The sequence below is a fragment of the Mycobacterium sp. pUA109 genome, assembly GCF_041287095.1.
Taxonomy (GTDB): Bacteria; Actinomycetota; Actinomycetes; order Mycobacteriales; family Mycobacteriaceae; genus Mycobacterium.
This window is the reverse complement of record NZ_JBGGKS010000013.1, coordinates 67,475-93,359: the sequence shown is the minus strand read 5'-3', so window position 1 is coordinate 93,359 and position 25,885 is coordinate 67,475. Positions and strand designations below refer to the sequence as shown.

The 25,885-nt window shown below is 67.9% G+C and carries 23 protein-coding genes and 1 riboswitch; of the genes, 10 read left to right on the top strand and 13 right to left on the bottom strand.

Annotated elements, in window-relative coordinates; all coding sequences use genetic code 11:
- Positions 1 to 8: 8 nt before the first annotated feature.
- Together ACAG26_RS16205 and ACAG26_RS16200 are read right to left on the bottom strand one after the other, a co-directional pair.
- Positions 9 to 866 carry a class I SAM-dependent methyltransferase gene (locus ACAG26_RS16205; RefSeq protein WP_370483940.1) on the bottom strand — a complete coding sequence of 286 codons (858 nt, stop codon included), beginning with the start codon at positions 864 to 866 and terminating at the stop codon, positions 9 to 11.
- Positions 793 to 1,653, bottom strand: coding sequence for an alpha/beta fold hydrolase (locus ACAG26_RS16200; RefSeq protein WP_370483938.1), 861 nt, complete (start codon positions 1,651 to 1,653; stop codon positions 793 to 795). The genes ACAG26_RS16205 and ACAG26_RS16200 overlap by 74 nt, the downstream gene beginning before the upstream one ends.
- 163 nt (positions 1,654 to 1,816) lie before the next feature.
- On the opposite strand from ACAG26_RS16200, the gene ACAG26_RS16195 reads away from it, so the two are divergent.
- The 4 genes from ACAG26_RS16195 to ACAG26_RS16180 are packed head-to-tail and all read left to right on the top strand — an operon-like array spanning position 1,817 to position 5,083.
- Entirely contained in the window at positions 1,817 to 2,377 is a 561-nt protein-coding gene (locus tag ACAG26_RS16195; RefSeq protein WP_370483936.1) for an Mce protein, read from the top strand.
- On the top strand, positions 2,374 to 2,907 hold the full coding sequence (locus ACAG26_RS16190) for a hypothetical protein (RefSeq protein ID WP_370483934.1): 534 nt from the start codon (positions 2,374 to 2,376) through the stop codon (positions 2,905 to 2,907). Before ACAG26_RS16195 ends, ACAG26_RS16190 begins: the two co-directional genes overlap by 4 nt.
- A gap of 22 nt (positions 2,908 to 2,929) precedes the next feature.
- The gene (locus ACAG26_RS16185; RefSeq protein WP_370483932.1) at positions 2,930 to 3,838 is read left to right on the top strand and encodes an alpha/beta fold hydrolase; all 909 of its coding nucleotides are present in this window, start codon (positions 2,930 to 2,932) and stop codon (positions 3,836 to 3,838) included.
- Positions 3,839 to 3,844: 6 nt separating this feature from the next.
- Complete coding sequence (locus ACAG26_RS16180) at positions 3,845 to 5,083, top strand: DUF1298 domain-containing protein (protein ID WP_370483930.1); 1,239 nt, start codon at positions 3,845 to 3,847, stop codon at positions 5,081 to 5,083.
- A 78-nt stretch (positions 5,084 to 5,161) separates the two neighbouring features.
- On the opposite strand, the gene ACAG26_RS16175 is transcribed toward ACAG26_RS16180, so the two are convergent.
- Positions 5,162 to 5,773, bottom strand: a complete 612-nt coding sequence (locus ACAG26_RS16175) for an NADPH-dependent F420 reductase (RefSeq protein ID WP_370483928.1) — start codon at positions 5,771 to 5,773, stop codon at positions 5,162 to 5,164.
- A gap of 174 nt (positions 5,774 to 5,947) precedes the next feature.
- Here ACAG26_RS16175 and ACAG26_RS16170 point away from each other — a divergent pair, with 174 nt between their 5' ends.
- Positions 5,948 to 6,814 carry a hypothetical protein gene (locus ACAG26_RS16170; protein ID WP_370483926.1) on the top strand — a complete coding sequence of 289 codons (867 nt, stop codon included), beginning with the start codon at positions 5,948 to 5,950 and terminating at the stop codon, positions 6,812 to 6,814.
- A 56-nt stretch (positions 6,815 to 6,870) separates the two neighbouring features.
- A complete protein-coding gene (locus ACAG26_RS16165) occupies positions 6,871 to 7,377 on the top strand; it encodes a DoxX family protein (RefSeq protein ID WP_370483924.1) in 507 nt (168 codons plus the stop codon).
- Between the two features lie 79 nt (positions 7,378 to 7,456).
- Here ACAG26_RS16165 and ACAG26_RS16160 read toward each other — a convergent pair whose 3' ends face one another.
- Positions 7,457 to 8,911 carry a short-chain fatty acyl-CoA regulator family protein gene (locus tag ACAG26_RS16160; protein WP_370483922.1) on the bottom strand — a complete coding sequence of 485 codons (1,455 nt, stop codon included), beginning with the start codon at positions 8,909 to 8,911 and terminating at the stop codon, positions 7,457 to 7,459.
- 84 nt (positions 8,912 to 8,995) lie between these two features.
- Here ACAG26_RS16160 and prpD point away from each other — a divergent pair, with 84 nt between their 5' ends.
- Genes prpD through ACAG26_RS16145 form a run of 3 tightly spaced genes read left to right on the top strand, consistent with a single transcriptional unit; the run spans position 8,996 to position 12,533 of the window.
- The gene (prpD, locus tag ACAG26_RS16155; RefSeq protein ID WP_370483920.1) at positions 8,996 to 10,501 is read left to right on the top strand and encodes a 2-methylcitrate dehydratase PrpD; all 1,506 of its coding nucleotides are present in this window, start codon (positions 8,996 to 8,998) and stop codon (positions 10,499 to 10,501) included.
- Entirely contained in the window at positions 10,498 to 11,415 is a 918-nt protein-coding gene (gene prpB, locus ACAG26_RS16150; RefSeq protein WP_370483918.1) for a methylisocitrate lyase, read from the top strand. The genes prpD and prpB overlap by 4 nt, the downstream gene beginning before the upstream one ends.
- The gene (locus ACAG26_RS16145; RefSeq protein ID WP_370483915.1) at positions 11,412 to 12,533 is read left to right on the top strand and encodes a bifunctional 2-methylcitrate synthase/citrate synthase; all 1,122 of its coding nucleotides are present in this window, start codon (positions 11,412 to 11,414) and stop codon (positions 12,531 to 12,533) included. Before prpB ends, ACAG26_RS16145 begins: the two co-directional genes overlap by 4 nt.
- Positions 12,534 to 12,601: 68 nt before the next feature.
- On the opposite strand, the gene ACAG26_RS16140 is transcribed toward ACAG26_RS16145, so the two are convergent.
- The 4 genes from ACAG26_RS16140 to ACAG26_RS16125 all read right to left on the bottom strand — a co-directional run bounded on the left by ACAG26_RS16140 (position 12,602) and on the right by ACAG26_RS16125 (position 16,841).
- Entirely contained in the window at positions 12,602 to 13,696 is a 1,095-nt protein-coding gene (locus ACAG26_RS16140; RefSeq protein WP_370483912.1) for an NAD(P)-dependent alcohol dehydrogenase, read from the bottom strand.
- Positions 13,696 to 14,670 carry an acyl-ACP desaturase gene (locus ACAG26_RS16135; protein WP_370483909.1) on the bottom strand — a complete coding sequence of 325 codons (975 nt, stop codon included), beginning with the start codon at positions 14,668 to 14,670 and terminating at the stop codon, positions 13,696 to 13,698. The genes ACAG26_RS16140 and ACAG26_RS16135 overlap by 1 nt, the downstream gene beginning before the upstream one ends.
- A gap of 175 nt (positions 14,671 to 14,845) precedes the next feature.
- Positions 14,846 to 16,405 carry a hypothetical protein gene (locus ACAG26_RS16130; protein WP_370483903.1) on the bottom strand — a complete coding sequence of 520 codons (1,560 nt, stop codon included), beginning with the start codon at positions 16,403 to 16,405 and terminating at the stop codon, positions 14,846 to 14,848.
- A 25-nt stretch (positions 16,406 to 16,430) separates the two neighbouring features.
- Positions 16,431 to 16,841, bottom strand: a complete 411-nt coding sequence (locus ACAG26_RS16125; RefSeq protein WP_370483898.1) for a hypothetical protein — start codon at positions 16,839 to 16,841, stop codon at positions 16,431 to 16,433.
- Between the two features lie 186 nt (positions 16,842 to 17,027).
- Between ACAG26_RS16125 and ACAG26_RS16120 the strand changes: the two genes are divergently transcribed.
- The gene (locus ACAG26_RS16120) at positions 17,028 to 18,752 is read left to right on the top strand and encodes a DUF3556 domain-containing protein (protein WP_370483895.1); all 1,725 of its coding nucleotides are present in this window, start codon (positions 17,028 to 17,030) and stop codon (positions 18,750 to 18,752) included.
- A 91-nt stretch (positions 18,753 to 18,843) separates the two neighbouring features.
- On the opposite strand, the gene metE is transcribed toward ACAG26_RS16120, so the two are convergent.
- The 5 genes from metE to ACAG26_RS16095 all read right to left on the bottom strand — a co-directional run bounded on the left by metE (position 18,844) and on the right by ACAG26_RS16095 (position 25,784).
- Positions 18,844 to 21,114, bottom strand: coding sequence for a 5-methyltetrahydropteroyltriglutamate--homocysteine S-methyltransferase (gene metE / locus ACAG26_RS16115; RefSeq protein ID WP_370483892.1), 2,271 nt, complete (start codon positions 21,112 to 21,114; stop codon positions 18,844 to 18,846).
- A 137-nt stretch (positions 21,115 to 21,251) separates the two neighbouring features.
- A riboswitch (cobalamin riboswitch) is annotated at positions 21,252 to 21,440 on the bottom strand.
- 77 nt (positions 21,441 to 21,517) lie between these two features.
- Positions 21,518 to 22,168 carry an SDR family oxidoreductase gene (locus ACAG26_RS16110; protein ID WP_370483890.1) on the bottom strand — a complete coding sequence of 217 codons (651 nt, stop codon included), beginning with the start codon at positions 22,166 to 22,168 and terminating at the stop codon, positions 21,518 to 21,520.
- Between the two features lie 169 nt (positions 22,169 to 22,337).
- Positions 22,338 to 22,976 (bottom strand): maleylpyruvate isomerase family mycothiol-dependent enzyme, encoded by a 639-nt coding sequence (locus ACAG26_RS16105; RefSeq protein WP_370483888.1) that lies wholly within the window; start codon positions 22,974 to 22,976, stop codon positions 22,338 to 22,340.
- A 303-nt stretch (positions 22,977 to 23,279) separates the two neighbouring features.
- Positions 23,280 to 24,158: a mycofactocin-coupled SDR family oxidoreductase gene (locus ACAG26_RS16100; RefSeq protein WP_370483886.1), complete on the bottom strand. Its 879-nt coding sequence runs from the start codon at positions 24,156 to 24,158 to the stop codon at positions 23,280 to 23,282.
- A 321-nt stretch (positions 24,159 to 24,479) separates the two neighbouring features.
- Positions 24,480 to 25,784: a TetR/AcrR family transcriptional regulator gene (locus ACAG26_RS16095; RefSeq protein WP_370483884.1), complete on the bottom strand. Its 1,305-nt coding sequence runs from the start codon at positions 25,782 to 25,784 to the stop codon at positions 24,480 to 24,482.
- Positions 25,785 to 25,885: the final 101 nt, after the last annotated feature.

Genomic DNA, 25,885 nt, shown 5'->3' with positions numbered 1-25,885 from the left:
GCGCAATCTCAAGGAGCCGGCCGCCGGCCGATCGCGGCGACCATCATCGGGGTGAACAGGCGAACGTCGGTGCGCAGCTGGGTCGATGCGGCGTCGGCGTCGGCGGCGGCCAGCAGCCTGGCTTGGACCACCGCATCACGAATGCTCTCGAACGTCAGCCGATAGAAGTCGAAGCCCGGCGAGCGGGAGTCGATTACCCGGGCGCGCCCGTCGCCGCGGATGTCGGTGAGGCCGGCGGCGGTCAGGTCGTCGAAGACCCGACGGCCGTACCGCGGGTCGTAGCCGGCCTGCTGCATGAACGCGATGATCGCCTCGGCGGCCCGGTCCAGCTGCGGATTGGTGCCGTCGAAGCCGAAGCTGCTCCAGTCGTAGTCCTCGATCATCAGCCAGCCCCCGGGCCGCAGCGTGGCGGCCAGGCGGCCCACGATCTGGCGGCGCTCGGCGAGGTGTTCCAGCACCAGTCGGGCATGGACCAGATCGAACTGCGACGCCGGGAGGTCGTCGGTGCGGATGTCGACCCGGCGGATTTCGACGCGGTCGCCGGCCAGCGGTTCGATGAACCGGGTATCGATGTCGACGGCCAGCACACTGGCGCCGCGACCGGCCATCCATTGCACCAGCGACCCGACGCCGGCGCCGACCTCCAGGCAACTCCACCCCGCGCCGACCCCGAGGTCGTCGAGCACCAGTTGGCTGCCCGGATCCCAGAGCTGCTCGGAGCTGGCCAGCCGCGCGCGCTCCTCGGCGAAGTTCTGGTCGTAGACGTAATCGCGGATGACGGCCTCCGGTGCTTCAGCGGCTGACGAATTGCACGACGACGTCGCTGAAGGCGTCGTTGTCGTCGCCGGCAGCAGTATGCCCGGCATCGGAGAGTTCGACGAACTCGGCGTGCGGCACCTTGTCCAGGAAATCCCGGACGCCCTCGGCGCTGACCACATCGGAGAGTTTGCCGCGGATCAGCAGGATGGGGATCTGCAGGGCGGTGGCGGCCCGCTCGAGCTTGTCGGTGCGCAGCGCCGGATCGTCGCCGGGTTTGGTCATCAGCGCCGGGTCCCAGTGCCAATACCAGCGGCCGTCGCGCTGGCGCAGGTTCTTCTTCAACCCGTCCGGGCTGCGCGGCTTGGTCCGGTGCGGCAGGTAGGCGGCGACCGCGTCGGCGGCCTGCTCGAGGGTGTCGAAGCCGTCGATGTTGCTGAACATGAAGTCGCGGATGCGCGCGCTGCCGTCCTTTTCGTACCGGGGCACCACGTCCACGAGCACCAGCTTCCTCACCCGCGCCGGTCCGGCCTGTTCGGCGGCCAAGATACCGGTCAGCCCACCCATGCTCGCCCCGATCAGCACCACCGGCCGGTCGATCGCCGTCTGGACGTGCAGCACGTCGTTGGTGAGCGTCTCCAGGGCGTAGTCGGCGCCCGGTGCCCGATCGCTGTCACCGTGGCCGCGGGTGTCGATCGCGATGACGTGGTAGCCAGCGTCGGCCAAGACCTGGCCGGTGTTCTTCCAGGAAAACCGGTTCTGGCCGCCGCCGTGCAGCATCAGGATCGTCGGCCGGTCGGCGGTGGTGTTGCCCCGGTTCCACTCGTCGGCGACCAGAGTGATCCCGCCCGCGCCGCTGAACTCGACGGTCTGGAAGGTGCTGCTGACGTTGCTCACGGGGCGTCCTCTCGGTGGGATCGATCTGACGTTACCGAGCCCGTGCGCCGCGTCTGCACCCGCCGCACCCAACGGTACGATCCAGCCACCGGCGCGTAGTTTGAAGCGGACAGCCCGTGAGAAGGCCGGTCAACCTGGCCCGAAGTGCCGAACAGGAGCACAGATGGCAGAGGACACTGCTGCCCCCGAGGGGGAAGCGAGTGAGCGGCCGACCGGTGGTGCCGGTTCGGCGCGGTCGAGGATTGCGCCCGAGGTGGCGACGCTGGCCGTCGGGCTGATCGGGGCGATCGTGCTGACGGTCGTGGTCGGCTGGCTCGGTTTCCGCACGCAGCAGGGGCGTGACGTCGAGGCGCACCGCGACCGGATAGTCGCCGTAGCTCGGCAGGAAGCGGTGAATATCACCACGATCGACTACCAGAACCCCGAGGCCGACGTGCAGCGTGTCCTGGACTTGGCGACCGGCAGCTTTTACGCCAGCTTCGCTCGGAGTTCCCAGGACCTCATCGACACCGTCAAGCGGGAGGAGTCCAAAGCGGTGGGTACCGCGACCGAGGCCGCGTTGTCGTCCGAAGCGGGCAATCAGGCGCAGGTACTGGTGGCCGTCAATGTGCGGTCCAAGCACCTTGGTGGGCTGGACAAGCCCCCGCAAGGGATGCGGATGCGGATGCTGGTGGAGAAGGCGGGTAACCAGCTGAAGGTCTCCGATGTCGAGTTGGTGCGATGACCGACAGCAGCGACGACCGTCCCGTGACCGCCCCGCCCACCCGGCGCGTCAACCCGGTGCGGGTGCTGGCCTATGGTGTGGCGCCCGCGCTGGTGTTGCTGCTCGCGATGGCCGCCGGTTGGCTGAAGTGGCAGGACGTGGCCAACCGTAGCTCAGATCTGATGCGGGAGGAATCCACCGACGCCGCAATCGATTCCACCGTCGCGATGCTGTCGTATAGCCCCGAGACCGTGGACAGCGACGTGGCCGCTGCGCAGGCGTTGACCACCGACGGCTTCCGCGACACCTACCTGCAGCGGGCCCACGACCACGTGGTGCCCAGCGCGAAGGAACGGCACATGTCGGCCACCGTGAGCGTGCCCGGGGCGGCGGCGGTGTCGGTGAATGTGAACCACGCCGTGGTGCTGGTGTTCGCCGATCAGACGCTGGTGACCGATTCGTCGCCGCCCGTGGAGGTTCCGGCGAGTTTCCGGGTGACCCTGGACAAGGTTGGCGGACGCTGGCTGGTCGCGGGATTCGACCCCGTGTAGGCGATGAGGAGGAGCGGCGCCAATGACTGCTGAACCGCGCTGGATCGATGTTCAGGCACCGGAAGTCGAGCTCAGGGCATTGAGCTGGGGCCCGAAAAACGCCCCCATCGCGCTGTGTCTGCACGGGTTTCCGGACACCGCCTACGGATGGCGCAAGCTGGCGCCCCGGCTGGTCGCGGCGGGCTGGCGGGTGGTGGCGCCGTTTATGCGCGGCTATGCGCCGTCGTCGATCCCGGCCGACGGCAGCTATCACATCGGTGCGTTGATGGACGACGCGCTGCAGGTGCGTTCCGCGGCGGGCGGCACCGACCGCGATGTGGTGATCGGCCACGACTGGGGGGCGCTGGCCGCCACCGGTCTGGCCGCCGTGCCGGACAGCCCATTCGCCAAAGCCGTGATCATGTCGGTGCCCCCACCGGCGGCGTTTCGGACACTGGAACGGCTGACCGACCGGCTCCGGGCCGCCGGCCACCTCCCGGCCCAGCTGGTGCGCAGCTGGTACATCAGCTACTTCCAATTGCCCTGGCTGCCCGAACGATCCACCTCCTGGGTGCTACCGCTGCTGTGGCGGCGATGGTCGCCGGGCTATGAGGCCGAAGAGGATCTGCGCCACGTCGACGCAGCCATCGGCACCCCCGAAGGCTGGCGCGCCGCCCTGGGGCCGTACCGAGCGACGATCCGCAACCGCCAGCCACCGGCCCGCTACGCCGAGCTGCACCGACACTGGCTGCAGTCACCGCAAATACCGAGCCTGTACCTGCACGGCCACGACGATGGGTGCATGACACCGGCTTTCACGCGTTGGGTGGATACCGTGTTGCCGACCGGCAGCGATGTCGCCGTCGTCGAGCACGCCGGGCACTTCCTGCAGCTCGAAGCGCCCGACGAGGTGGCCGAGCTGGTGCTCGACTTCGTCGGCTCACCTGCCTGAGGTCCGATGACCCCGCACCGGATGGCGGCGGTCGACGCGCAGTTCTACTGGATGTCGGCCAAGATCCCCAACGACGAGTTCCTGCTGTACGTCTTCGCCGGGGTGCCCGCGGATTTCGACGGCGCCGTCGATGCGGTGCTCGCCCGTGCCCGCGCCTGCCCCGACCTGACCATGCGGGTCGACGACGGATGGGCCCTGACCTACCCGACCTGGGTGCCGGCGACCGAGCACGTCGGGGCGGTGCGCCACGAGCTCGCCGACGACACCTGGCGCGGTTGCCTGGACGCGGTAGCCCGGCTCGCCGGCGATCAGCTCGATATCCGTCGCGGTCCGTGGCGGTTGCACGTGTTCACCCCGGTGCGCGAGTTACCCGGCGGGACAGGCCCGGGCACGGTTGCGGTACTGCAGGTTGCGCACGCCTTGGCCGACGGCGCGCGGGCATCCGCGCTGGCGGCCTGGCTATTTGGCCGCAATGCGCCGGTGCCCGCGCTCACGCGGCCGCCGCGCGGTTTCCTGCCGTGGCGCGCGGCCGCGGCGGCGCGCGCCCATCGCCACCTGGTGCGCGACACCGAGGCCGGGCTGCTGCCGGAGTCGGCCGGATCCTGGCCAGTGGCGGTCACGAACACCCGGCCGGACGGTGCCCGCACCCTACGCACCCTGGTGCGCCGCCGCGCCCAGCTGCTCGGGCCCACCGTGACTGTCGGTGTGCTGACCGCGGTGTCCACCGCGCTCTCGGGCTACCTCGCTACCGCCGACGATCGGTTGGGGGCCGAGGTTCCGCTGGCGAAACCTGGTGCCCGCCTGGCGCACAACCACTTCCGTAACGTGTCCGTCGGGTTGTACCCGACGCTGAAGCCACCGGCCCGAGCCGAGCGGATCGCAGCCGATGTGGCCGACGGCCGGCGGCGCGCCCAGCATCCGGCGGCGGCCGCGGCGGATCGGGCGTTCGCCGCGGTGCCCGCCCCGCTGCTGCGCTGGGGGGTCGGCCAGTTCGACCCGGATGTCCGACCGCAGCAGGTGGGCGGCAACACGGTGGTGTCCAGCGTGCACCGCGGCGCCGCCGACCTGCGGTTCGGCGACGCCCCGGTGCTGTTGACGGCCGGGTATCCGGCGCTGTCGCCGGCGATGGGACTGACCCACGGGGTGCACGGCATCGGCGACACCGTCGCGATCAGCGTGCACGCCGCCGAGTCGGCGATCGGCGACGTCGACGACTATCTGCGCCGCCTCGACGCGGCGCTGTAGCTGCTGGCCCGGTACCGAGTGTGCGTCCAGGGCGGGGTTTGGCGAAAAATCCCGCCCTGGACGCACACTCGGCGAAGGTCAGTCGCCACGCAGCAGACCGAAGCCCCAATTCGTGCCGAACCCGCGGCGCAGCGCCAGGTGGATCCACAGCAACGCATAGGGTTCCAACAACCGGGCGAGGGCCAACTCGCCGGCGTCGACGGCTTGGAAACCGAGTTCGCTCACCAGGCCCGCGGTGATCTCCTTGGCCGCCTCGTCGTCACCGCAGACGAACATCACCGGCGTCCCCGGCAGCTGCGGGGTGTCCATCATCGGCGCGCCGATCTGGTTCATCGCCTTACACACCCGCGCACCCGACGCCCAGCCGGCCACCTCTTCGGCGCCCGAACTCGTCTGACCGACTTCCAATGCGGTGAAGTCCGGGGTCAGCGGGTTGGTGCAATCGATCAGGATTTTGCCGCTCAAATCGCCGCAGGACTGCACGGCCTGTCGGGTGCCCTGCCAGGGCGTGCACAACACGACGACATCGGCCGCTGCGACCGCGTCGGCGTTTGTCGTGACGCCGACCCGGTCGGCGTACTTCTCGTCATTGGGGTTGCGCACCCCGTAACGGACATCGTGCCCGCGCCGTCGCCAGGCCTGTCCCAAGGTGCTGCCGACCGAGCCGGCGCCGATGATCGCGAGATGCATGGGTAGCTCGTACCACGCGGCGTCCCACCCGGGCAATAGCCGACCGTGGTCAAGGAAGCACCACGTCGGCCACCGGTTCTCCTCTCGCCAGCTGACCCCAATATCTGATCCCGTATGCGGCGCGGGCGGGGGAGAATGGGCAGGAATGAGCAACTGGTCGAGGAGTTAACCGGGATGAGCAATCCGTACGGCGGCGGCGAGCAGGGCAGCGACCCGCCGGGTTGGTCGTGGCCGCCCGCCTACGGTCCCCAGCAGTTCGGGCCCGCCAACCCGGCTGGCCTGCCGCCGCCGGCTGATTTTCCCGCAGCAGGTGCGCCGCCGCCCGGTGGCCACCACCCGCGTCGACGGAAGGTGGTGCTCGCCGTCGGCGCCGGCGCGGCCGTCGTGGTGGCGGTGGTGGCCGTCGCGGTTGCGGTGATCGTGCGCGGCGGCAACCACTCCGCCTCGACGGCGTCATCCTCGGCCGCGGCGGCACCGACGACGCGCAATGCGCAATCCGCGACCGACTGCACGCACAGCGTGTCCAGCGGTCAGTTGCCGGTCAACGGGATGGTGTCGGCCGGGGGCTTGTCCTTCCCGCAGAACGTGGCACCGGACTGGCGGGTCAAGCCCGAGCACCGGGTGCCGAATTCAATTGACGCGGTCTCGCTGGACCAGACGGTCTCCGAAACCGCGAGCATGAGCTGGATCGCTCAGGTGACGGTGGGTGTCACCAACTTCGATCAGTCGATGAGTCTGGCCGACCAGGCCAAGCTGATGCTCAAATGCATTGTGGCCAGCGAACTGTACGACGGAGCATCGGCGACTGCATCCGGGGTGTCGGTCAAGTCCGGCCGCCTGGACGGCATCTCGACCAGCGAGATCGACGTGGCCGTCCCGGTGACCTTCGAGGATCCGACCATCAAGGGCGACGACCTGGTCATCATCGTCGTCGGCACCAGCCCCAGCACCTACTTTCTGGGTTCATCACCCATCGGTGATCAAGCACGCCGCGACGTGGTGCAGGCGGCGGTCAAGGCGCTGCACGTCGCCGCCGACTGACGCGCTGGATCGGCGGGGTGTGGCCGGTGCACCGGCGATGATCTAGGTTTACACATATGTCTGTTGATGTTGCGTTGCTGATTCTGCGGCTGGTGCTGGGGCTGACGCTGGCCGCGCACGGGTTGAACAAGTTTTTTGGCGGCGGTCGCATCCCCGGGACCGCGCGGTGGTTCGCCAGTATCGGCATGAAGCCGGGCACGTTCCACGCAGTGGTTGCCGCCTCCACCGAGACGGCTGCCGGCCTGGGGCTGGCGGCGGGGCTGCTCACGCCGATCCCGGCCGCCGGATTCGTCTCGTTGATGCTGGTCGCCGCCTGGACGGTGCACCGCCACAATGGCTTCTTCATCGTCAAGGAGGGCTGGGAGTACAACTTGGTGCTGGCGGTGTCGGCGATTGTGGTGGCCACGCTCGGCGCCGGTAAATACAGCCTGGACTGGCTCATCTTCGGACACAACTGGCTCGATGGCTGGAACGGACTGCTGCTGTCGGCGCTGCTGGGCCTGGCCGGCGCCGCCGGCCAGTTGCTGATCTTCTATCGGCCGCCGGTCAAACAGGCCGGGTAGGCGGCGTGCCTGCTGACATCGACGTCTAAATTCCGCAAACCGCCGATTCTCGGGCTTTATCTCAATCTGGACGTCGATGTCAGCGCACACCCGGCGAATACGGCAGTCCGCTGCTGGTGTTCTCGTCGATCACCACGCGGCCGCCCAGATAGGGGAACGCGCGCTGCGGGCACGCTTCGCGGGCGCAGATTTTGCAACCCGCCCCGATCGGTACCGCGGTGTTCGGGTCGTCGAGGGCGATCCCGGTGGAGTAGACCAGCTTGTGGGCGTGCACCAGGTCGCAGCCCAACCCGATCGCGAAGCTCTTGTGCTGAGCGAGATAGCCGCGTCCTTCAGGTGTCGTGGTCTTCGCGATCCAGAAATACGACCGGCCGTCGGGCATCTGGGCGACCTGGGTGATGACCCGGCCCGGCTGCGCGAACGCGTCGTGCACCACCCACAGCGGGCAGCCGCCGCCCACCCTGCTGAAGTGAAATGCGGTGGCCGACTGCCGCTTTGAGATATTCCCGGCCTTGTCGATCCGGACGAAGATGAACGGCACCCCGCGCCGCTGCGGACGCTGCAGCGTCGAGAGCCGGTGGCATACCGTCTCAGTGCCCACCTCGAACCGGCGGGCCAGCAGGTCGATGTCGTACCGCAACTCGGTGGCAGCCTGGTGAAACTGCCGATACGGCAACAGGAATGCGCCGGCGAAATAGTTAGCCAGCCCGATCCGGGCGACACCCCGCGATTCCGGGCTGAGCTGATCGTCGCCGGCCACGATGTCCGACATCAGCTCGGACTGGGTCAAAAGCGCCAACTGGGTAGCCAACTGGAAGGCGCGTTGCCCTGACCGCAGCCAACGCGCGACCCGCAGCACCTGGGTGTCGGGGTCGAAGGAACGCTTGGCGCCCTCGGGGAGTTCGCTGTCGACCAGCACAGTGATACCGAACCGGTTCCGCATCAGCTCCGCCAGCTGGATATCCAGCCCGCCGATCCGCATCCCGGTGTCGGCGAACATCTGCTCGGCGGCCACATCGAGTTCGCCGATGTAGTTGTTGCGGTCGTAGAAGAAGTCGCGGACCTCCTCGAACGGCATCGGCCGATCCGCGGGCAGCGGCGACTCGGTGATCGCGTGGGACCGATACCCCTCGAGTTCCTCGGTGGCATCACGCAGCCGGCGATGCATGGTGACCAGGCTGCGGCCGATCTCGGGCATCCGGGCGACCAATTCCTCGATCTGGGTGTCGCTGGCCACATGCTCGCCGGCGGTGGCGGTGAACAGGTCACGCAGGTCGGCGACCAGGCGCGCGTCGGAATCCGGCGAGAAATACTGGGTAGGCAGGTCGAACCGCTCGGTCAACGCCAGCAGCACCGCCACCGTGATCGGGCGTTGGTCATTCTCCAACTGGTTGACATAGCTGGTGGACAGGTCCAGGGCGCGGGCAAGCGCCGCCTGCGTCAGCCCGCGTTCCTCGCGTAGCCGCCGCAACCGAGCACCGGAAAACATCTTGGCCACTGCCGACAGAGTACCCCAGACCCGCATTCGCAACATTCGCAAACCGGTCCAGGTCAGGACGCAGAATTACACAATTACAGGGTCTTTCCCGGCTGAGCCCTGCTGCGTAGCGTGTAAACCATGTTGATGCATTCCGTTCGGACCCGGCGAAGCGCCGACGACTTTCCCCGCACTGAGCACCTGGCCTGGAAGATCGCGGAGGTGGCCGCCGACCCGGTCGCCGTGCCCGCCGAAACCGAGGCGATGGTGATCAACCGGATCATCGACAACGCCGCCGTCAGCGCCGCGTCGGTGCTGCGTCGCCCGGTCACGGTGGCCCGCCAGCAGGCCCTCGCGCACCCGGCCCGTCAGGGCGCCACCGTGTTCGGCGTCGACGGCAGCTATTCGGCGGAGTGGGCGGCGTGGGCCAACGGTGTGGCGGTGCGCGAACTGGACTTTCACGACACCTTCTTGGCCGCCGAATACTCCCATCCCGGCGACAACATCCCGCCGCTGGTGGCCGTTGCCCAGCAACTCGGGGTGCGCGGTTCGGACCTGATCCGCGGCATCGCCACCGCCTACGAGATCCAGATGGACCTGGTGCGGGGAATCTGTCTGCACCAGCACAAGATCGATCACGTCGCGCATCTGGGGCCGTCGGTCGCCGCCGGGATCGGCACCATGCTGCGGCTGGACCCGGAGATCATCTACCAAGCCGTGGGCCAGGCGTTGCACCTGACCACCGCCACCCGGCAGTCCCGCAAGGGGCTCATCTCCAGCTGGAAGGCGTACGCGCCGGCCTACGCGGGCAAGGTGGGCATCGAAGCCGTCGACCGGGCCATGCGCGGCGAGGGTTCGCCGGCACCGATCTGGGAGGGCGAGGACGGTGTCATCGCCTGGCTGCTGGCCGGCCCCGAGCACACCTACCAGGTGCCGCTGCCCGGCCCCGGCGAGGAAAAGCGCGCCATCCTGGATAGCTACACCAAGGAGCATTCCGCCGAATACCAGAGCCAGGCGCCGATCGACCTGGCCCGGCGGCTCCGGGACCGGATCGGTGACCTCGACCAGGTCGCCAGCATCGTGTTGCACACCAGCCATCACACCCACGTGGTGATCGGCACCGGATCGAACGACCCGCAGAAGTTCGACCCGGACGCCTCGCGGGAGACGCTGGACCATTCGGTGCCCTACATCTTCGCCGTCGCGCTGCAGGACGGCAGCTGGCACCACGAGCGCTCCTACGCCCCGGAGCGCGCGCACCGGCCCGACACCATCGAGCTGTGGCGCAAGATCTCCACCGTGGAAGACCCGGAGTGGACCCGCCGCTACCACTCGAGCGACCCGAACGAAAAGGCGTTCGGCGCCCGCGCCGAGGTGACCCTGAAGAACGGCGAGGTGATCAGCGATGAGCTGGCGGTCGCCGACGCGCATCCGCTGGGTGCGCGGCCGTTCGGGCGGGAGCAGTACATCGGCAAGTTCACCGAGCTCGCCGAGGGCGTGGTGGAACCGGCCGAGCAGCAACGGTTCCTGACCGCCGTCGACGGTGTCGCGAACCTCAAGGGTGGTGACTTGGCGGCGCTGAACGTGCGGGTCGACGCCCGGGTGTTGGACAAGGCGCCGACCATCCCGTCGGGGATCTTCCGGTGACCGGGCTGCTGGGGGCGGCCAGCAGCGCCGCCGACAAACGGGCGGCGTTTCGGGCGGGCCTGAACTCCGGTCGGCTGCAGCGTTTTCCCGGGGCGTTCTCACCGCTGGTCGCCAAGCTGGTCGCCGAAATCGGCTTCGAGGGCGTCTACGTGTCCGGTGCGGTGCTCTCCGCCGATCTGGGGCTGCCCGATATCGGGTTGACCACCTTGACCGAGGTCGCTGGCCGGGGCGCGCAGATCGCCGCGGTCACCGACCTGCCCACCTTGATCGACGCCGACACCGGGTTTGGTGAGCCGATGAGCGCCGCCCGCACCGTCACCGTGCTGGAGGACGGCGGGCTGGCCGGATGCCACCTGGAAGATCAGGTCAATCCCAAACGCTGCGGGCATCTGGACGGCAAAGCCGTGGTGCCGACCGCCGAGATGGTCAAGCGGCTACGCGCGGCGGTCTCCGCGCGCCGCGACCCCAACTTCGTGATCTGCGCCCGCACCGACGCGGCGGGTATCGAAGGGCTCGATGCGGCCATCGAACGGGCCAAAGCCTATGCCGACGCCGGCGCCGACCTGATCTTCACCGAGGCGTTAGCCGACCCGGGTGAGTTCGAGAAGTTCCGCGCCGCAGTGGATGTCCCGCTGCTCGCCAATATGACCGAGTTCGGCAAATCGCAGCTGCTGAGCACGCAGCAATTGGCCGACATCGGCTACAACGTGGTGATCTTCCCGGTCACCACACTGCGGCTGGCGATGTTCGCCGTCGAACAGGGGCTGCGGGAAATCGACCTGAAGGGGACGCAGTCGAGTCTGCTGGATCAGATGCAGCACCGCAGCCGGCTGTATGAGCTGCTGCGTTACGCCGACTACAACGACTTCGACACGGACATCTTCAATTTCACCATCCAAGGAGGAAACCGGTGACTACCGCGACAGCAGAGATCCGCAAGGGCCTGGCCGGTGTGGTGGTCGACACCACCGCCGTCTCCAAGGTGGTTCCCGAAACCAATTCGCTGACCTACCGCGGCTATCCGGTGCAGGATCTGGCCGCGCACTGCAGCTTCGAGCAGGTCGCCTACCTGTTGTGGCACGGCGAGCTGCCCACCGACGCTGAACTGGCGCTGTTCTGCCAGCGTGAGCGGGCCAGCCGTCGGCTGGATCAGTCGCTGCTGTCGCTGGTGACCAAGATGCCCGACACCTGCCATCCGATGGATGTGGTGCGCACCGCGATCAGCTATCTGGGCGCCGAGGACCTCGACGAGGACAACAGCACCGAGGCCGCCAACTACGCCAAGTCGCTGCGGATGTTCGCCGTGTTGCCGACGATCGTCGCCGCCGACCTGCGCCGCCGCCGCGGGCTGGAGCCGATCGCCCCGCATCACGCGCTGGGATATTCGGAGAACTTCCTGCGGATGTGCTTCGGTGAGGTGCCCGAACCGGTCATCGTGCAGGCCTTCGAGCAGTCGATGATCCTGTACGCCGAGCACGGGTTCAACGCCTCCACGTTCGCCGCTCGGGTGGTGACCTCCACCCAGTCCGACATCTACAGCGCGGTGACGGCGGCGATCGGTGCGCTCAAGGGCTCGCTGCACGGCGGCGCCAACGAAGCCGTCATGCACGACATGATCGAGATCGGCGATCCGGCGAAAGCCTCGGAGTGGCTGCGCGGCAAGCTGAGCCGCAAAGACAAGGTGATGGGGTTCGGTCACCGGGTGTACAAGAACGGTGACTCGCGGGTGCCGACGATGAAGGCGGCGCTGGCACGGGTCGCCGAGGCCCGCGAGGGGCAACGCTGGCTGGACATCTACCAGGTGCTGGAGTCCGAGATGTCCGCCGCGACCGGGATCAAACCCAACCTCGACTTCCCGACCGGGCCCGCGTACTACCTGATGGGATTCGACATCCCGATGTTCACCCCGCTGTTCGTGATGAGCCGGATCACCGGTTGGACCGCGCACATCATCGAACAGACCGCATCCAACGCGCTGATCCGCCCGTTGAGCGCCTACTCCGGACAGGAGCAGCGCCAGCTGGTCAGCTGACAACCGCGAGCAGACGCAAAAGCACCCCAAAAATAACGTTTTTGGGGTGCTTTTGCGTCTGCTCGGCGTTAGTGATCCCAGACGATGACCGGTTTGATCACCCGGCCGTCCGCTTGGTCGGCGATCGCCTGATTGAACTCCTCCGGGCGATACCGCGTTATCAACCGGTCGATGGGAAACGTGCCCGCCGCGTACAGGTCAACCAGGGCTGGGATGAACTCGTGGATGCGCGCATCGCCCTCGATGCAGCCGCGGATCGTTTTCCCCTTGAACAACAGGTCCTGGATGTCGATCGTGACCTCGGCCGCGCCGAGGCCCACCACCGCCAGTGCTCCGGTTGCCCGTAGCGACGCGGCGGCCTGGCGGATGACGGCCGGGATGCCGGTGGTGTCGAGGGCATGGGTGGCGCCACCGTCGGTCGCCGACGCAATCGCTTGCGCCGCATCGGGTTCGGTGGGGTCGACGGCGACCGCACCCAACTCGGTCGCCAGCTCCCGTCGTGGACCGGCCGGGTCCACCGCGACGATCCGTTCGACACCGGCGGCGCGGGCCGCCAACAACGCGGCAAAGCCGACGCTGCCGGTGCCGTAGATCACCAGCTGCGACGACGACGTCGGCCGCAGCACGTTCAGCACCGCACCGGCGCCGGTTTGGAAGCCACACCCCAGCGCGGCGATGACGGCCTTGTCGACCGCAGCGTCGACCACGACGACGTTGTCGGGGTGGGCCAGCGCGTACTCGGCGAAGCTGGATTGGCCGAAGAAGCCGGCGAGCACCGCTTTGCCGTCGCAGCTGACCCCCGGTGCGCCGTCGGGGCGCACGCCCAGTGCGTTCAGCTCGGTACTGCGGTCACAGTAGGCGGGTTGTCCCTGCCGGCACGGCCGGCAGTCTCCGCAGCTGCGATAGCTGAGCACAACGTGATCACCCGGGGTGACCGTGGTGACCGCCGGCCCGACCGCGGTGACCACCCCGACTCCCTCGTGCCCGAACAGGCATGGCCCCGCCGCGGCGGGCACCTTGGACTTGAAGAACAGGTCGGTGTGGCAGATCCCGGTCGCCGAGAGCTTCACCAGGATTTCGTCGGCACGCGGGTCGTCGACATCGACGCTGCGGATGTCGAAAGGTGCGTCTGGGCCGGTGGAGATCGCCGCGCGTGCGCGCACTAGACGCGGACTGGCACTTGGCCTTCGGCGACGCGATCGCCCTTCGCCGCCGTGCGTTCGAGGATACGGGCCCGACGCTCTTCGAATTTGACGACGTCGGCCTGCAGCTTGTCCAGGTATTCACCCAACTCGTTGCGGTATCGGTCTCCGCGTGCGGTGAAGTCGTTGCGCTCGAATACCTTCCACGCCCGCATCAGCGGTGTCAGCACTTCGTCGAGGTGCTGACGCAGGTCGTAGATGCCGTGCTTGACCATGAGCGCACCGTTGCGTCGCCAATTGGGCATGCCGCGACTCGGCATGTCGAACTGCTTCACCACCTTGGTCACGGCCTCGACGGTCTGGTCGGGTGCCAGGTCGAACCCGGCGGTGGTGACATTGCGGTAGAACACCGCGTGCAGGTTCTCGTCCTGGGCGATCCGTTTGAGCATGGCATCGGCGATCGGGTCGTCGCAGACCCGGCCGGTCTGGCGGTGGCTGATCCGGGTGGCCACCTCTTGGACGGTGACGTAGGCAAGCTGGATCAGCACCCCGCCGAACTCGTCGGGCGCGTGGATCCCGCGGTTCACGACCTGCATCCGGGTTGTCTCCAGCGCCACCGGGTCTACCCCGCGGGTGACCACCAGATAGTCGCGCATCGCGATGCTGTGCCGGTTCTCCTCGGCGGTCCACCGGCCCACCCAGGTGCCCCAGGCGCCGTCGACCGAAAAGTTCTCACCGATGTAGCGGTGATAGGACGGCAGGTTGTCCTCGGTCAGCAGGTTGGTGATCATGGCGATCTTCGCGACCTCGGACAGCTGTGACTGCTCTTCGGCCCAGTCGGTGCCCCCCAGGGCGGCGAAGTTGCGGCCCTGGTCCCACGGCACGTAGTCGTGCGGATTCCACGCTTTGGCGATGGCGAGGTGCTGGTTTGTGCAGTCGGCTACTACCGGCTCCAACTCCGTCAGCAGCTCGATCTCAGTCAGATCCTTGGCCATCCCAATCCCATCTCGGCATTTCTCCTGGTCGTCCCCCCTCTGGATTGGACCAGTACCTGACCGTACCCCTGAGCCAGCCAGGACGCGCACCGCAACGCTGGTGAGGACTGTACCGTGATCAGCCCGTGTGCTAGCAAGTCACCCGCGGGCTGTCGGTGAGCGGGGGCGGTCCCGCTTAGTGGCCCCGGCCCGCCGCCAGCAGCAGATGGGTGACCGGCCAATCCAGCGGTGCGCCGTCGGCGGTGAGCAGCGCGGCGGCCGGGTCGAAGACATTTTCGATCAGCCAGTCGTTGCGCCACGCCCCGGAGCGCGGATCAACCACCAAGCCCAGGTCGGTGGCCAGCGCCACCCAGTCGCGCCAGGACAACGCGCAGAACTGTTCGTGGGTCTCCGACAGCCAGTTGTCGATGTAGCTGTATTTGGTGAGGAACTCCATCGCATCGGCCAACCGCAGCTGCACCGTGTGGTCATCGAGCACCTGGAACTCGAACGGGACCCCCGCGCCGCGACGGAAGTCGGCGGCGAACTGGGCGAAGCGACCCGCCGGCGGCAGCGCGGCCAGATGATCGCGCGCCGCCTCGACCGGCATGGCGGTCAGATCGATCGCCGGCTGGCGCACACCGGGCTCGTGGAACGCCAGCCGCACCCGCTGGTCGGGATTGTCCGGGCCGCAGACGTCCGAGTTGATCCAGACCCCGCCCGCTGCGGTGTGGTCGGCGATGGTCTGCGCGAACCGGCGCAGCGACGCCATCCCGTCACCGTAGCTGTAGATCTCGTGGGTCAGCGCAAACGTCAGGGTGGTGTCGATGCTGCGGTCCGGGAAGACCGGACCGGCCAGGATATTGCGCTGGTAGAAGAACGTGTTGGGGTTGGCGAAGACGCCCTGCGCTTTGCGGTGCTCGCACTCCTCGTACAGGTGGCGGGCCACCTCGATGCCGTAGAGATCGGATTCGGCCAGCTCCGGGTCGCCGGCCAGCAGTTCCAGCATCGCGCCGGCGGCGCAGCCGATGTCCACGATGCGTCCCGGCCGCAGGTAGGGGCGGGCCTGGCCCCATTTCCGTTCGGCGGCCGCGTCGAACGCCGCGCTGTAGGTCCGGTAGTCGCGGGTGTCGGTCAGCGCCCCCTCGCTGCTGACGATCGGGTCGGCGCTGATCGTGGCCACGTGCTCGGCCAGCGCGTACCGGTCGAACACGTCGACGGTGGCGGGGTGTGCGTGCCGGCGCCATTCCGGGTCGCCGGCGGCGACCCGATCGAGCAGTTGCCACGGGTGCGCCGGCCGCTCGGGATGGTCGCGCTCGACCGGCGCGATCCGAAACCCCAGCCGCTGATACAGCGCCGCCACACCGGGCGTCGAACAGGCGACCACGGTGTTCTCCGGGCGCAGATCCACCCGGCCCGCGGTCGCGTGCCGCACGGCCTTGAGGGTGATCTCAGCGAACCGGTCGGTCGCCGGCACATCGGTGATCGGGACCACCACCGAACGGAATCCCTCCCGCAGCGAAAGCAATTCGATCGCGGCCTCGCGCCGGTTGGCCGGGACCGGGTTGCGCCGGGTGTTCTGGTGGTTGGCGCTGGTCACCGCCCAGACGACGACGGCGTCGTCGGTGAAGGTCAGCGGTGCGCCGGTGGTGTCGGTCAGCCAGCTCCCGAGCAGGTCGGCGAGGTAGCGCGCCTGGAAGCGGGTCAGCAGATGGTGGCGGCCCGGAAACAGGACATAGCGCAACGCGTCGGTCACGACCGCTATCGTGCCGCACCGGTTGTCAGCAATCGACGGGAAGGGACTCACAGTACGGCGGCGGGGTGGCGGACCGATCCCGGCGCGTGGCGGCAATCCCGGCACCGCCGACGACGATGCCGGTGCCGACCTCGGCGACCGCGCTCAACCAGGAAAACCAGGTCACGTTGGTGTGGGGCGGCGAGACGAAGCTGTCCTGGTAGCCGGGCCAGATGGTCGGCAACAGGTGCGCGTAGCTGAACAGCACCGCGCTGCCGAACCCGGCCAGCACCGCCGCCCGCCGCGCACGAGGGTGATTCCTAAGCGCCAGGACCACCGCGAGGACCACGAACACCGCCTGCACGGTGCCGCCGACCATGACGGCGGGGGGTGATGCCGACATGCCGCGACGTAGGTGGTCCAGGCCGTGGATCGCGAAGCCGATCGCGAAAGCCACTGCGGCCCAGCGTAGGAACCGATCCGAGTTATCGTGATCGCTCATCACGGATCACCGTCCCCTGACGTGTGTGCGGGTGATGAAGCCGGCCGGTACCCACCTTCTTACTACTACGACCTGTAGTAGTCAAGGGTCAACGCGCGAACCCCGAGACGAGCTTCTAGAACACGTTCTAATCTGTCGGTCATGGGATTTCTCAAACAGGACACCCCGGTCATCGACTTCGAGGAGTGGAGCAAGGGCACCCGCGCCGAGAAGATCATCCCGATGGCTCGACACTGGGCCGAGGTCGGCTTCGGCACGCCGGTGCTGCTGCACCTGTTCTACGTCGTCAAGATCGGCCTCTACATCCTGGGTGCGTGGTTGATCGCGCTGACCACCGCCGGCATCGACGGCTTTACCAATGTCGCGCACTGGTACGCCGAGCCGATCGTGTTCGAGAAGGTCGTGCTCTACACCATGTTGTTCGAGGTGGTCGGCCTGGGCTGCGGCTTCGGGCCGCTGAACAACCGGTTCTTCCCGCCGATGGGCTCGATCCTGTACTGGCTGCGGCCCGGCACCATCCGGCTGCCGCCATGGCCGGGCCGGGTACCGCTGACCGCCGGTGACCGGCGCACCCCCATCGACGCGCTGCTGTATGGCGCGCTGCTGGTGCTGCTGCTGATCGCGCTGTTCTCCGACGGCACCGGCCCGACCCCGGCGCTGGGAACGACCGTCGGGGTGCTGCCGGCCTGGCAGATCTGGGCAGTGCTGGGTGTGCTGGCGGTGCTGGGGCTACGCGACAAGGTCATCTTCCTGGCCGCCCGCGGCGAGGTGTACGCCTCCTTCACCGTCGCGTTCTTGTTCGCCGGCTACGGCGTGGACATGATCGTGGCCGCCAAACTGGTGTGCCTGGTCATCTGGCTGGGCGCGGCGACGTCCAAGCTCAACAAGCACTTCCCGTTCGTCATCTCCACGATGATGAGCAACAACCCGCTGTTTCGGGCGCGGTCCATCAAACGCAAGTTTTTCGAACATTTCCCGGACGACCTGCGCCCGGGACGGCGTTCGCGGTGGCTCGCGCATTTTTCCACGGTGATCGAGGGACTGGTGCCACTGGTGCTGTTGTTCAGCCACGGCGGGTGGCCCACGGCGATCGCCGCGTTCATCATGCTGTGCTTCCACTTCGGCATCCTGTCGGCGATTCCGATGGGGGTGCCGCTGGAATGGAACGTCTTCATGATGTTTTCCGTGCTGGCGCTGTTCGTCGGCCACGCCGACGTCGGGCTGGGTGATGTGACGACACCGCTGCCGATCGCGCTGTTCGCCGTCGTCGCGGGAACCGTCGCCCTCGGCAACCTGTTCCCGCGCAAGGTGTCGTTCCTGCCGGGCATGCGCTACTACGCCGGCAACTGGGACACCACGTTGTGGTGTATCAAGCCGTCGGCCGACGAGAAGATCGCCCGCGGCATCGTGGCGATCGCCAGCATGCCCGCCGCCCAGCTGGAGAAGTTCTACGGCAGCAAGGAAGCCGCCCAGATCCCGATGTACATGGGGTATGCGTTCCGCGCCTTCAACACTCACGGCCGGGCGCTGTTCACCCTGGCGCACCGCGCCATGGCCGATCAGAACGAGGACGACTACGTGCTGACCGACGGTGAGCGGATCACCAGCACCGCGATCGGCTGGAATTTCGGCGACGGACACTTCAGCAACGAACAGCTGATCGCCGCGCTGCAGCGGCGGTGCCGATTCGAGCCGGGGGAGGTGCGGGTGGTGATCCTCGACGCGCAACCCATCCACCGCCAAACCCAGCAGTACCGGCTGGTGGACGCCGCCACCGGCGAATTCGAGCGGGGCTACGTGCGGGTGGCCGACATGGTGACCCGCCAGCCGTGGGACGACGGCCTGCCGGTGCACGTGGAGTCGTGACGCACCCGTTCGCCGAACGTGCACTCAGGGCGGGATTTTGGCGATTTTTCCGCCGTGAGCGCACGTTCGGCGAGGCGAGGTCGGAGGCCGGTTAGGCGCTCGCCCGTGCCTCAGCGGCCGCGGCGACCATGTTGCGCAGCGACGCGGTCACCTCGTCGGTCTTGCGGGTCTTCAGGCCGCAGTCCGGGTTGACCCACAGCCGCTGGGCGGGCACCGCCCGCAGTGCGGCGTGCAGCGAGTCGGCCATCTCGGCGGTGCTGGGCACCCGCGGCGAGTGGATGTCGTACACCCCCGGTCCGACGCTGTTGGAGAACCCGATCGCGTTCAGGTCGTCGAGCACCTCCATGTGCGAGCGGGCCGCCTCGATCGAGGTGACGTCGGCGTCCAGGTCGGCGATCGCGCCGATCACCTCACCGAACTCCGAGTAGCACAGGTGGGTGTGGATCTGCGTGGAGTCCGCCACCCCGGAGGTGGCCAGCCGGAACGCGCCGACCGCCCAGGTCAGGTAGGCCTGCTTGTCGGCGTTGCGCAGCGGCAACAGCTCACGCAGCGCTGGCTCGTCGACCTGGATCACCCCGATACCGGCCTGCTGCAGGTCCACCGTCTCGTCGCGGATCGCCAGCGCCACCTGGTTGGCGGTGTCGGCCAGCGGTTGGTCGTCGCGGACGAACGACCAGGCCAGGATGGTGACCGGCCCGGTCAGCATGCCCTTGACCGGCTTGTCGGTCAGCGACTGAGCGTAGGTGGCCCACTCGACGGTCATCGGGTGCGGGCGGGCGACGTCGCCGTAGAGGATCGGCGGGCGCACACACCGGCTGCCGTAGGACTGCACCCAGCCGTTGGCGGTGGCGAAGAAGCCGTCCAGCTGCTCGGCGAAGTACTGCACCATGTCGTTGCGTTCCGGCTCACCGTGTACCAGCACGTCGAGGCCGAGTTGCTCCTGCAGCTTGATCACGTCGGCGATCTCGGCCTGCATCCGGCGGGTGTATTCGGCCTGGTCGATCTCACCGGCGGTCAGCGCGGCGCGCGCCTTGCGGATGTCGGTGGTCTGCGGGAACGACCCGATCGTGGTGGTGGGCAGCGGCGGCAGGTGCAGCCGGGCGTCCTGGGCCTCGCGCCGGGCCGCCGCCGAGCCGCGCTGCGAACCGGCGGCGGTGATGGTGTCGATGCGGGCGCGGACCTGCTCATTGCGCAGCCGAGGATCGCTGGACCGTGACGCCACCGCGGCCGCCGAGGCCGCGATCTCGTCGGCGACCGCGTCACGGCCGTCGCGCAGCGCCCGCGCCAGGGCCACCACTTCGGTGACCTTCTCGGCGCCGAACGCCAGCCAGCTGCGCAGGTTGTCGTCCAGGCCGGTTTCGGCGGCCAGGGTGTAGGGCACATGCAGCGTCGAGCACGACGTAGAGACAGCCACCGTCGCGGCTGACCCGAGCAGGCTGGCCAGCTTGCTCAGCGCCGACTCCAGGTCCGTGCGCCAAATGTTGCGTCCGTCGACGACACCGGCGACCAGGGTCTTGCCGGCCAGTTCGGGCACCGCGGCGACCGCGGTGTCCGGGCCGTAGACCAGGTCGACGCCGATCGCCTCGACCGGGGTGCGGGCCAGCGCGGGCAACGCAGCGCCGGGGTCGCCGAAGTAGGTGGCGACAAACAGCGCGGGCCGCTTGGTCACCGATCCCAGCGCCGTGTAGACCCGCTCCGCCAGCGCGGGCGCATCGGCGGCGATGTCGGTCACCAGCACCGGCTCGTCCAGCTGGACCCACTCCGCGCCGGCCGCGGCGAGCAGCCCCAGCAGTTCGGTGTAGAGCGGGATCAGCTCGTCGAGCCGTTCGATCGGTGCACCCGCACCGCCCACCGCCTTGCTCAACAGCAGGAAGGTAACCGGGCCAATGACCACCGGGCGGGCGGGAACGCCCAGCTCCAGGGCTTCTTTGAGCTCACCGACCACCTTGGCCGGGTTCAGGCCGAACCGGGTGTCCGGTCCGATCTCGGGAACGATGTAGTGATAGTTGGTGTCGAACCACTTCGTCATCTCCAGCGGGGCGATCTCATCGGTGCCCCGCGCGGCGGCGAAATAGCGGTCCAGCTCGTCGGCGACACCGGCGACCCGGTCGGGCAGCGCGCCGAGCAGCACCGCGGTGTCCAGCATCTGGTCGTAGTAGGAGAAGGTGTTCACCGGTACCGAGTCCAGTCCGGCGTCGGCCAGCGCGGACCAGGTGTCGCGGCGCAGGGTGGCGGCGATGTCCTGCAGGTCACCCTGGGTGATGCGGCCGGCCCAATAGCGCTCGGTGGCACGTTTGAGTTCGCGGTTGGGGCCGATACGCGGGGAGCCGGTAACGGTGGCGGTAAATGGTTGAGCGGTCACAAGGTCGTCCTTCACTCGCGGGTGTGGTCACCGCCGACGGACGCGCAGCCGATCCGGTCGCGGGGCGCCTGCCGACACAACACCTGCAACCGGGACGGCCATACGCCCATTCCACGAGGCGATGAGCCGCCGGGCGCGGCGCGCCCGGCGCAGCTGGCAGGTCTTCGGACTCACAGGCGCGCACCCGGATGGGTGCCCCTACTGGCCGTCGCTTCCCAGTCTGTTGACCAGTGCCGTTGACGGCGGTCGTTCCTGCATACCGCTGCGGGACAGTCCCGGATTCCCACCGGGTTCCCTCTCGCGACGCCTACGCTTCGCTCGATGCCCACCCCGCCGATACGACGGGGTCAGCAGACCAGCTGTGCCGTCGAGATTACCGCCTGGCGGGCTCCGCCCCCAACCGCTACCCGGCCGCGAGCGCCTCGGCGATGGGCTGCTCACCGTCGTTGAATTCGATGATGCGGCGAATCGTCGCATCGTCGGCCACGGCCGCCGCGGCCACCAGCGCAACGTTCTCCCGCGACACCTGTCCTTTGTCGGTGTCCGGGCCGACCGCGATGCGGCCGGTGCCCGGCTCCAGAGTCAGCCGACTGGGGCCTAGCACCGTCCAGTCCAGGTTGGATGCGCGCAGGTGCGCGTCGGCGGCGGCTTTGGCCTCGGCGTACGGGAAAAACGAATCACCCTCGGGCACCCCGTGATCGGACCCGGCGCCGAAGTAGGACACCATCACGAACCGGCGCACCCCGGCCTGGGCGGCGGCGTCGACGGTCCGGATGGCGGCATCGCGGTCGACGGCGTAGGTGCGCGCCGGATTACCGCCGCCGGCGCCGGCGGAAAACACCACCGCGTCGTGCCCGGTCAGCAGCTGGGCCAAGCCGTCGGTGTCCAACTGTTCGATATCGGCCACCACCGGGGTGGCGCCGGTCGCGGCGACATCTTGGGCGTGGTCGGGGTTGCGAAACACCGCACTTACCTGGTCGCCGCGCTCGGACAGGATGCGAGACAGAAGCAGGGCGACCTTGCCGTGGCCGCCGATAACGACGATGCGTGCCATACCTGCCGACGCTACCTGTCGCCAAGCGCCCCGGCGACCGTTGGCGGCGGGCGCCCGACTCGGGGGCGCCGAGTTCTACGCCGCGGCCACCGAGATGTGCTGCAAGTAATGAACGAGATCACCGATTCAGCGGTGATTATCGACGGGCGCCGTGTCGGTGTGTGGCGGTTTAATTTAGACCCAGCCGTCGGCGTAGCAACGGTAATCCGGGCCCTTCGAGTTCGTCAAGGAACGCGGTGCGGCCGGCAACTGTCATCATGAGGGCCGCCGCCGGTCCTTTTACGTTATTTCCCTTGCGCCAGGTTCGATCAATGTCGGTGGCGTGCAGAGAAATACCTCTCAGGAGCCCCAGCGGTACGAAACCGAACGGCCATGGGCCGGTCAGGAAGTCCAGTGCGAGCGTGGAGAGAACAGGATCGGGTGCAAATGGCAGGTCCAGCGGAATCCTGATGTCGCCGCCGTGAACCAGGATGTCAGCCAGGGGGTCGAGGGGACCGAATAGTGGCGGACTCAGCGGATAATCGGCGTGCCGTCGCAGGACGGAAGCAATCTCGTCCGCGTCTAACTGCGCACGGCGGCGGGCGAGGTCGTCGACGGCGCGCGCCATGCTCGCATGACGCAGGGCGGTGCCCATGAACACCCAAAAGCTATCGGTGAAAACGCTGACCACGTGGGCTGCTACGGTCTTGATGTCCCAGCCCGCGCATAAGCTGGGCGTGGCCAGTTGGGCGTCATCAAGGGTATCGAGCAGCTCTGCGATCTTTCGCCGCTCGTCGGCAACCGCGGCGAAGACGAATTCGCGGTCCATTGGCATTACCGGTCCTGCGAGTGTTCTGTGCTGGCAATGGCCTTTGCAGATCCAGGTGCAGGGCGCTTCCGCCGTCTATGGCGCCAATACAGCGGGCGGCCCATGCGCCGCCGGATAGCATTCGCCGCCGGCTGCCCGGATGGCGGTGATAACGGTCGGCCGGGGGTGCGCCCTTCTGGCGGGTGGCAGAACGGATCGACCCGCGGAGGCAGTGGACGCCCGAAGGCGACCTCGTGCGGAGCCGCCGATTCGTCGGGAGGGCGCTCAAGCTCCACCATCGGAGAATTCCTTGTCTGGCGCGCGCTACCTGCCCGGGCCGTTGGGCCACTTGAGCAGTGAGCCCGCATCGACGCGGATCTGCTGTCCGGTGATGTAGCGGGCATCGTCACTGGCCAGGAACACCCCGAGGTTGGCCATGTCCTCCGGCTCGACATACGGGATCGGCATGGCTTGGAAGATGGTGAACAGCGGCTCGGCGTCCTCACGGGTGGCCTTCTTGCCCTCGGCGGTCAGATCCGGGCGGAACATGGAATACATCCCGTCGTTCTGCAGCAGGTGGGTGTTGCAGTTGGTCGGATGGATGGCGTTGATCCGGATCATCCGGGGCGCCAGGTGCAGGCACATCTCCTCGACGTACTCCATCACGATGCGTTTGCTCCACCCGTATCCGGCGCCGCCGGGGCCCATGTTGGGATTGTCGGTGGTGCCGCGGATCATGCCTGCCGTCGACCCCGTGACGATGATCGACGAGCCGTTGGGCAGGTGCGGAATCGTGACTGCGACGGTGTTCATCACACCGAGCAGGTCGACGTCGGAGGCGTCGACGAACTGCGTCGGGTCCGGTTTGCCCATCGCCATCGGCAAGATGCCGGCGTTGGCGACGACGACGTCGATGTGGCCCAGGTCGGCCAGTCCGGCTTCGACGGCCTCGCGCAGTTCGTGCCGCTCCCGCACGTCGGCGATCCGGGCGATCACCCGGCGTCCGAGTTCCTTGACCGCTCTTTCCGTCTCGGCGAGATCCTCGGGTGTTGCCAGGGGATAGGGATTCGACTCGATCTGGCGGCAGATGTCGACCGCGATGATGTCGGCGCCTTCCTTGGCCATCGCGAGCGCGTGGGCGCGTCCCTGCCCGCGGGCCGCGCCGGTGATGAATGCGACTTTGCCGCTGAGCTTTCCGGACATGCATCCTCCATGGTTGCTGGGCACGTGTAAGAACCCGCGCGTGCGCGCAAACCGAACCTATGTGATGCCGCCGGCTTAATCAATAGGTTGTGGAACAAAACTTTGGTTGCCACTACCTCCGTGGGCGCGAGCAGACGCAAAAGCCCCCAAACGCGAGGCGATTTAAGGACTTTTGCGTCTGCCCGGCGATCGGTAGCACGCCTTTGTCGGCGGCTCCGTGAACCAGAGCGCTCGTGACTGTGCGGTCCTATACGCCCAAGCGCCGTATGGCGTATGAAACCGCACAGTCGGCGCAAATTTCTCCCCGGATGTCTACTCGCGCTATGCGTCGACGCTGCGATCGGTGACTCCGCGCACCACGGTGTCACGGAAGAGCACCAGCGCCGCCCGCGTTCCCTCGGCCGCCACGATGTTCTCCGGCATCCACAGCACGTCCATCACACACCGCGACAGCATCTCCAGGGAGGGAGTGTCGATGCGGATCTCGCCCGACCGGGTCCCTTCCGACAACAGCGATTTGAGTTGTCGCAGCCGTGTGGTGAACGCCAGGCCGGGGTTGGGGGTATCCGGCGGCGAGTGGCGCATCCACGCCAGTTGGATCTTCCACTCGTCCGGGAACTGGTCCAAGGCGTTGATGTGGACCCAACTCAGCGCGTCGAGTTTCTCGATGGGCGTCGCGTCGCTGCGCAGCACCGCGGCAAATCCGCCGCCGACCTTCGTGCCGAACGACTCCATGATCGACGCCAGGAGTTCGTCCTTGGACCCGATCAGCCGGTAGACGGTGCCGGTGCCCATCCCGGCCGCCGAGGCGATATCCCGGATGGTGGTGACCTCATAGCCCTTGCGGCCGAACTCGGCGCGCGCCACCGCGCGGACGTGCGCGGCTTTATCCTCGGACCCGGATGCGTGTTCTTCGGCCCAGGTCTTGATGGCGTCCTCGGCGGCAGCAAAGGCGGGGGAGCGGTCCAACTCCGCGTCGCTGTAGGGCCGACTCGCCAGGCCCTGCAACATGATGCGGCACAGGACCGCCGCGGCTTGGTCGGTGCTGGCCTTATGTCGGATGACGTCGAGCCCCACGTGCATCATCGACTGGCACATCCGGTCGGCCAGCGTCGGTAGGTCGATATCCGACCGGATATACCCACTCCATCTACCGGCACGCAGGGTCTGCAGCATCGCGTGCTGCACCGCGGTGGGCGGCTCCCGTAGCAATTTGACCAGCTCCGGGTTGGCGCTGGGAGCCGCGTAAAACGACATCTGCAGCGCGGCCCGATGCGCCACCGCGCACCGCGCGATCGCCGTCCCCAACTCGACAATCGCCTCGGACACCGGTTGAGAACCCGCGTCGTCCAACCGGGCATGGGCGACTTCGCCGATTCGCTCCAGGTCGGCGTGGTAGCGCCGGACCAGCTCGACCAGGATCGCCTCTTTGGACTCGAAATGGTGGTACAGACTGCCCGGGAGAATCCCGGCGGCGTCGGCGATCTCCTGCAGGGACGTGCGCAACCCCGAGGACGCGATCAGCGCAGCTGCGGTCTGTAGGATCTCGGTGCGGCGTGTCCCATCGTCGTAGGCGCTGGCGCGGGTCGCGGAGGTTGCCGACCCGGCTGGCTTTTGGCGCCCCACGTCACCTCCCCTGCTCCCGCGATCAGCCGGGATCACCCGTGCATCTACAGACCGAACATTTGGTTAAACGCTACCAGAAGGTAGCTGCGGGACTGGGTAGT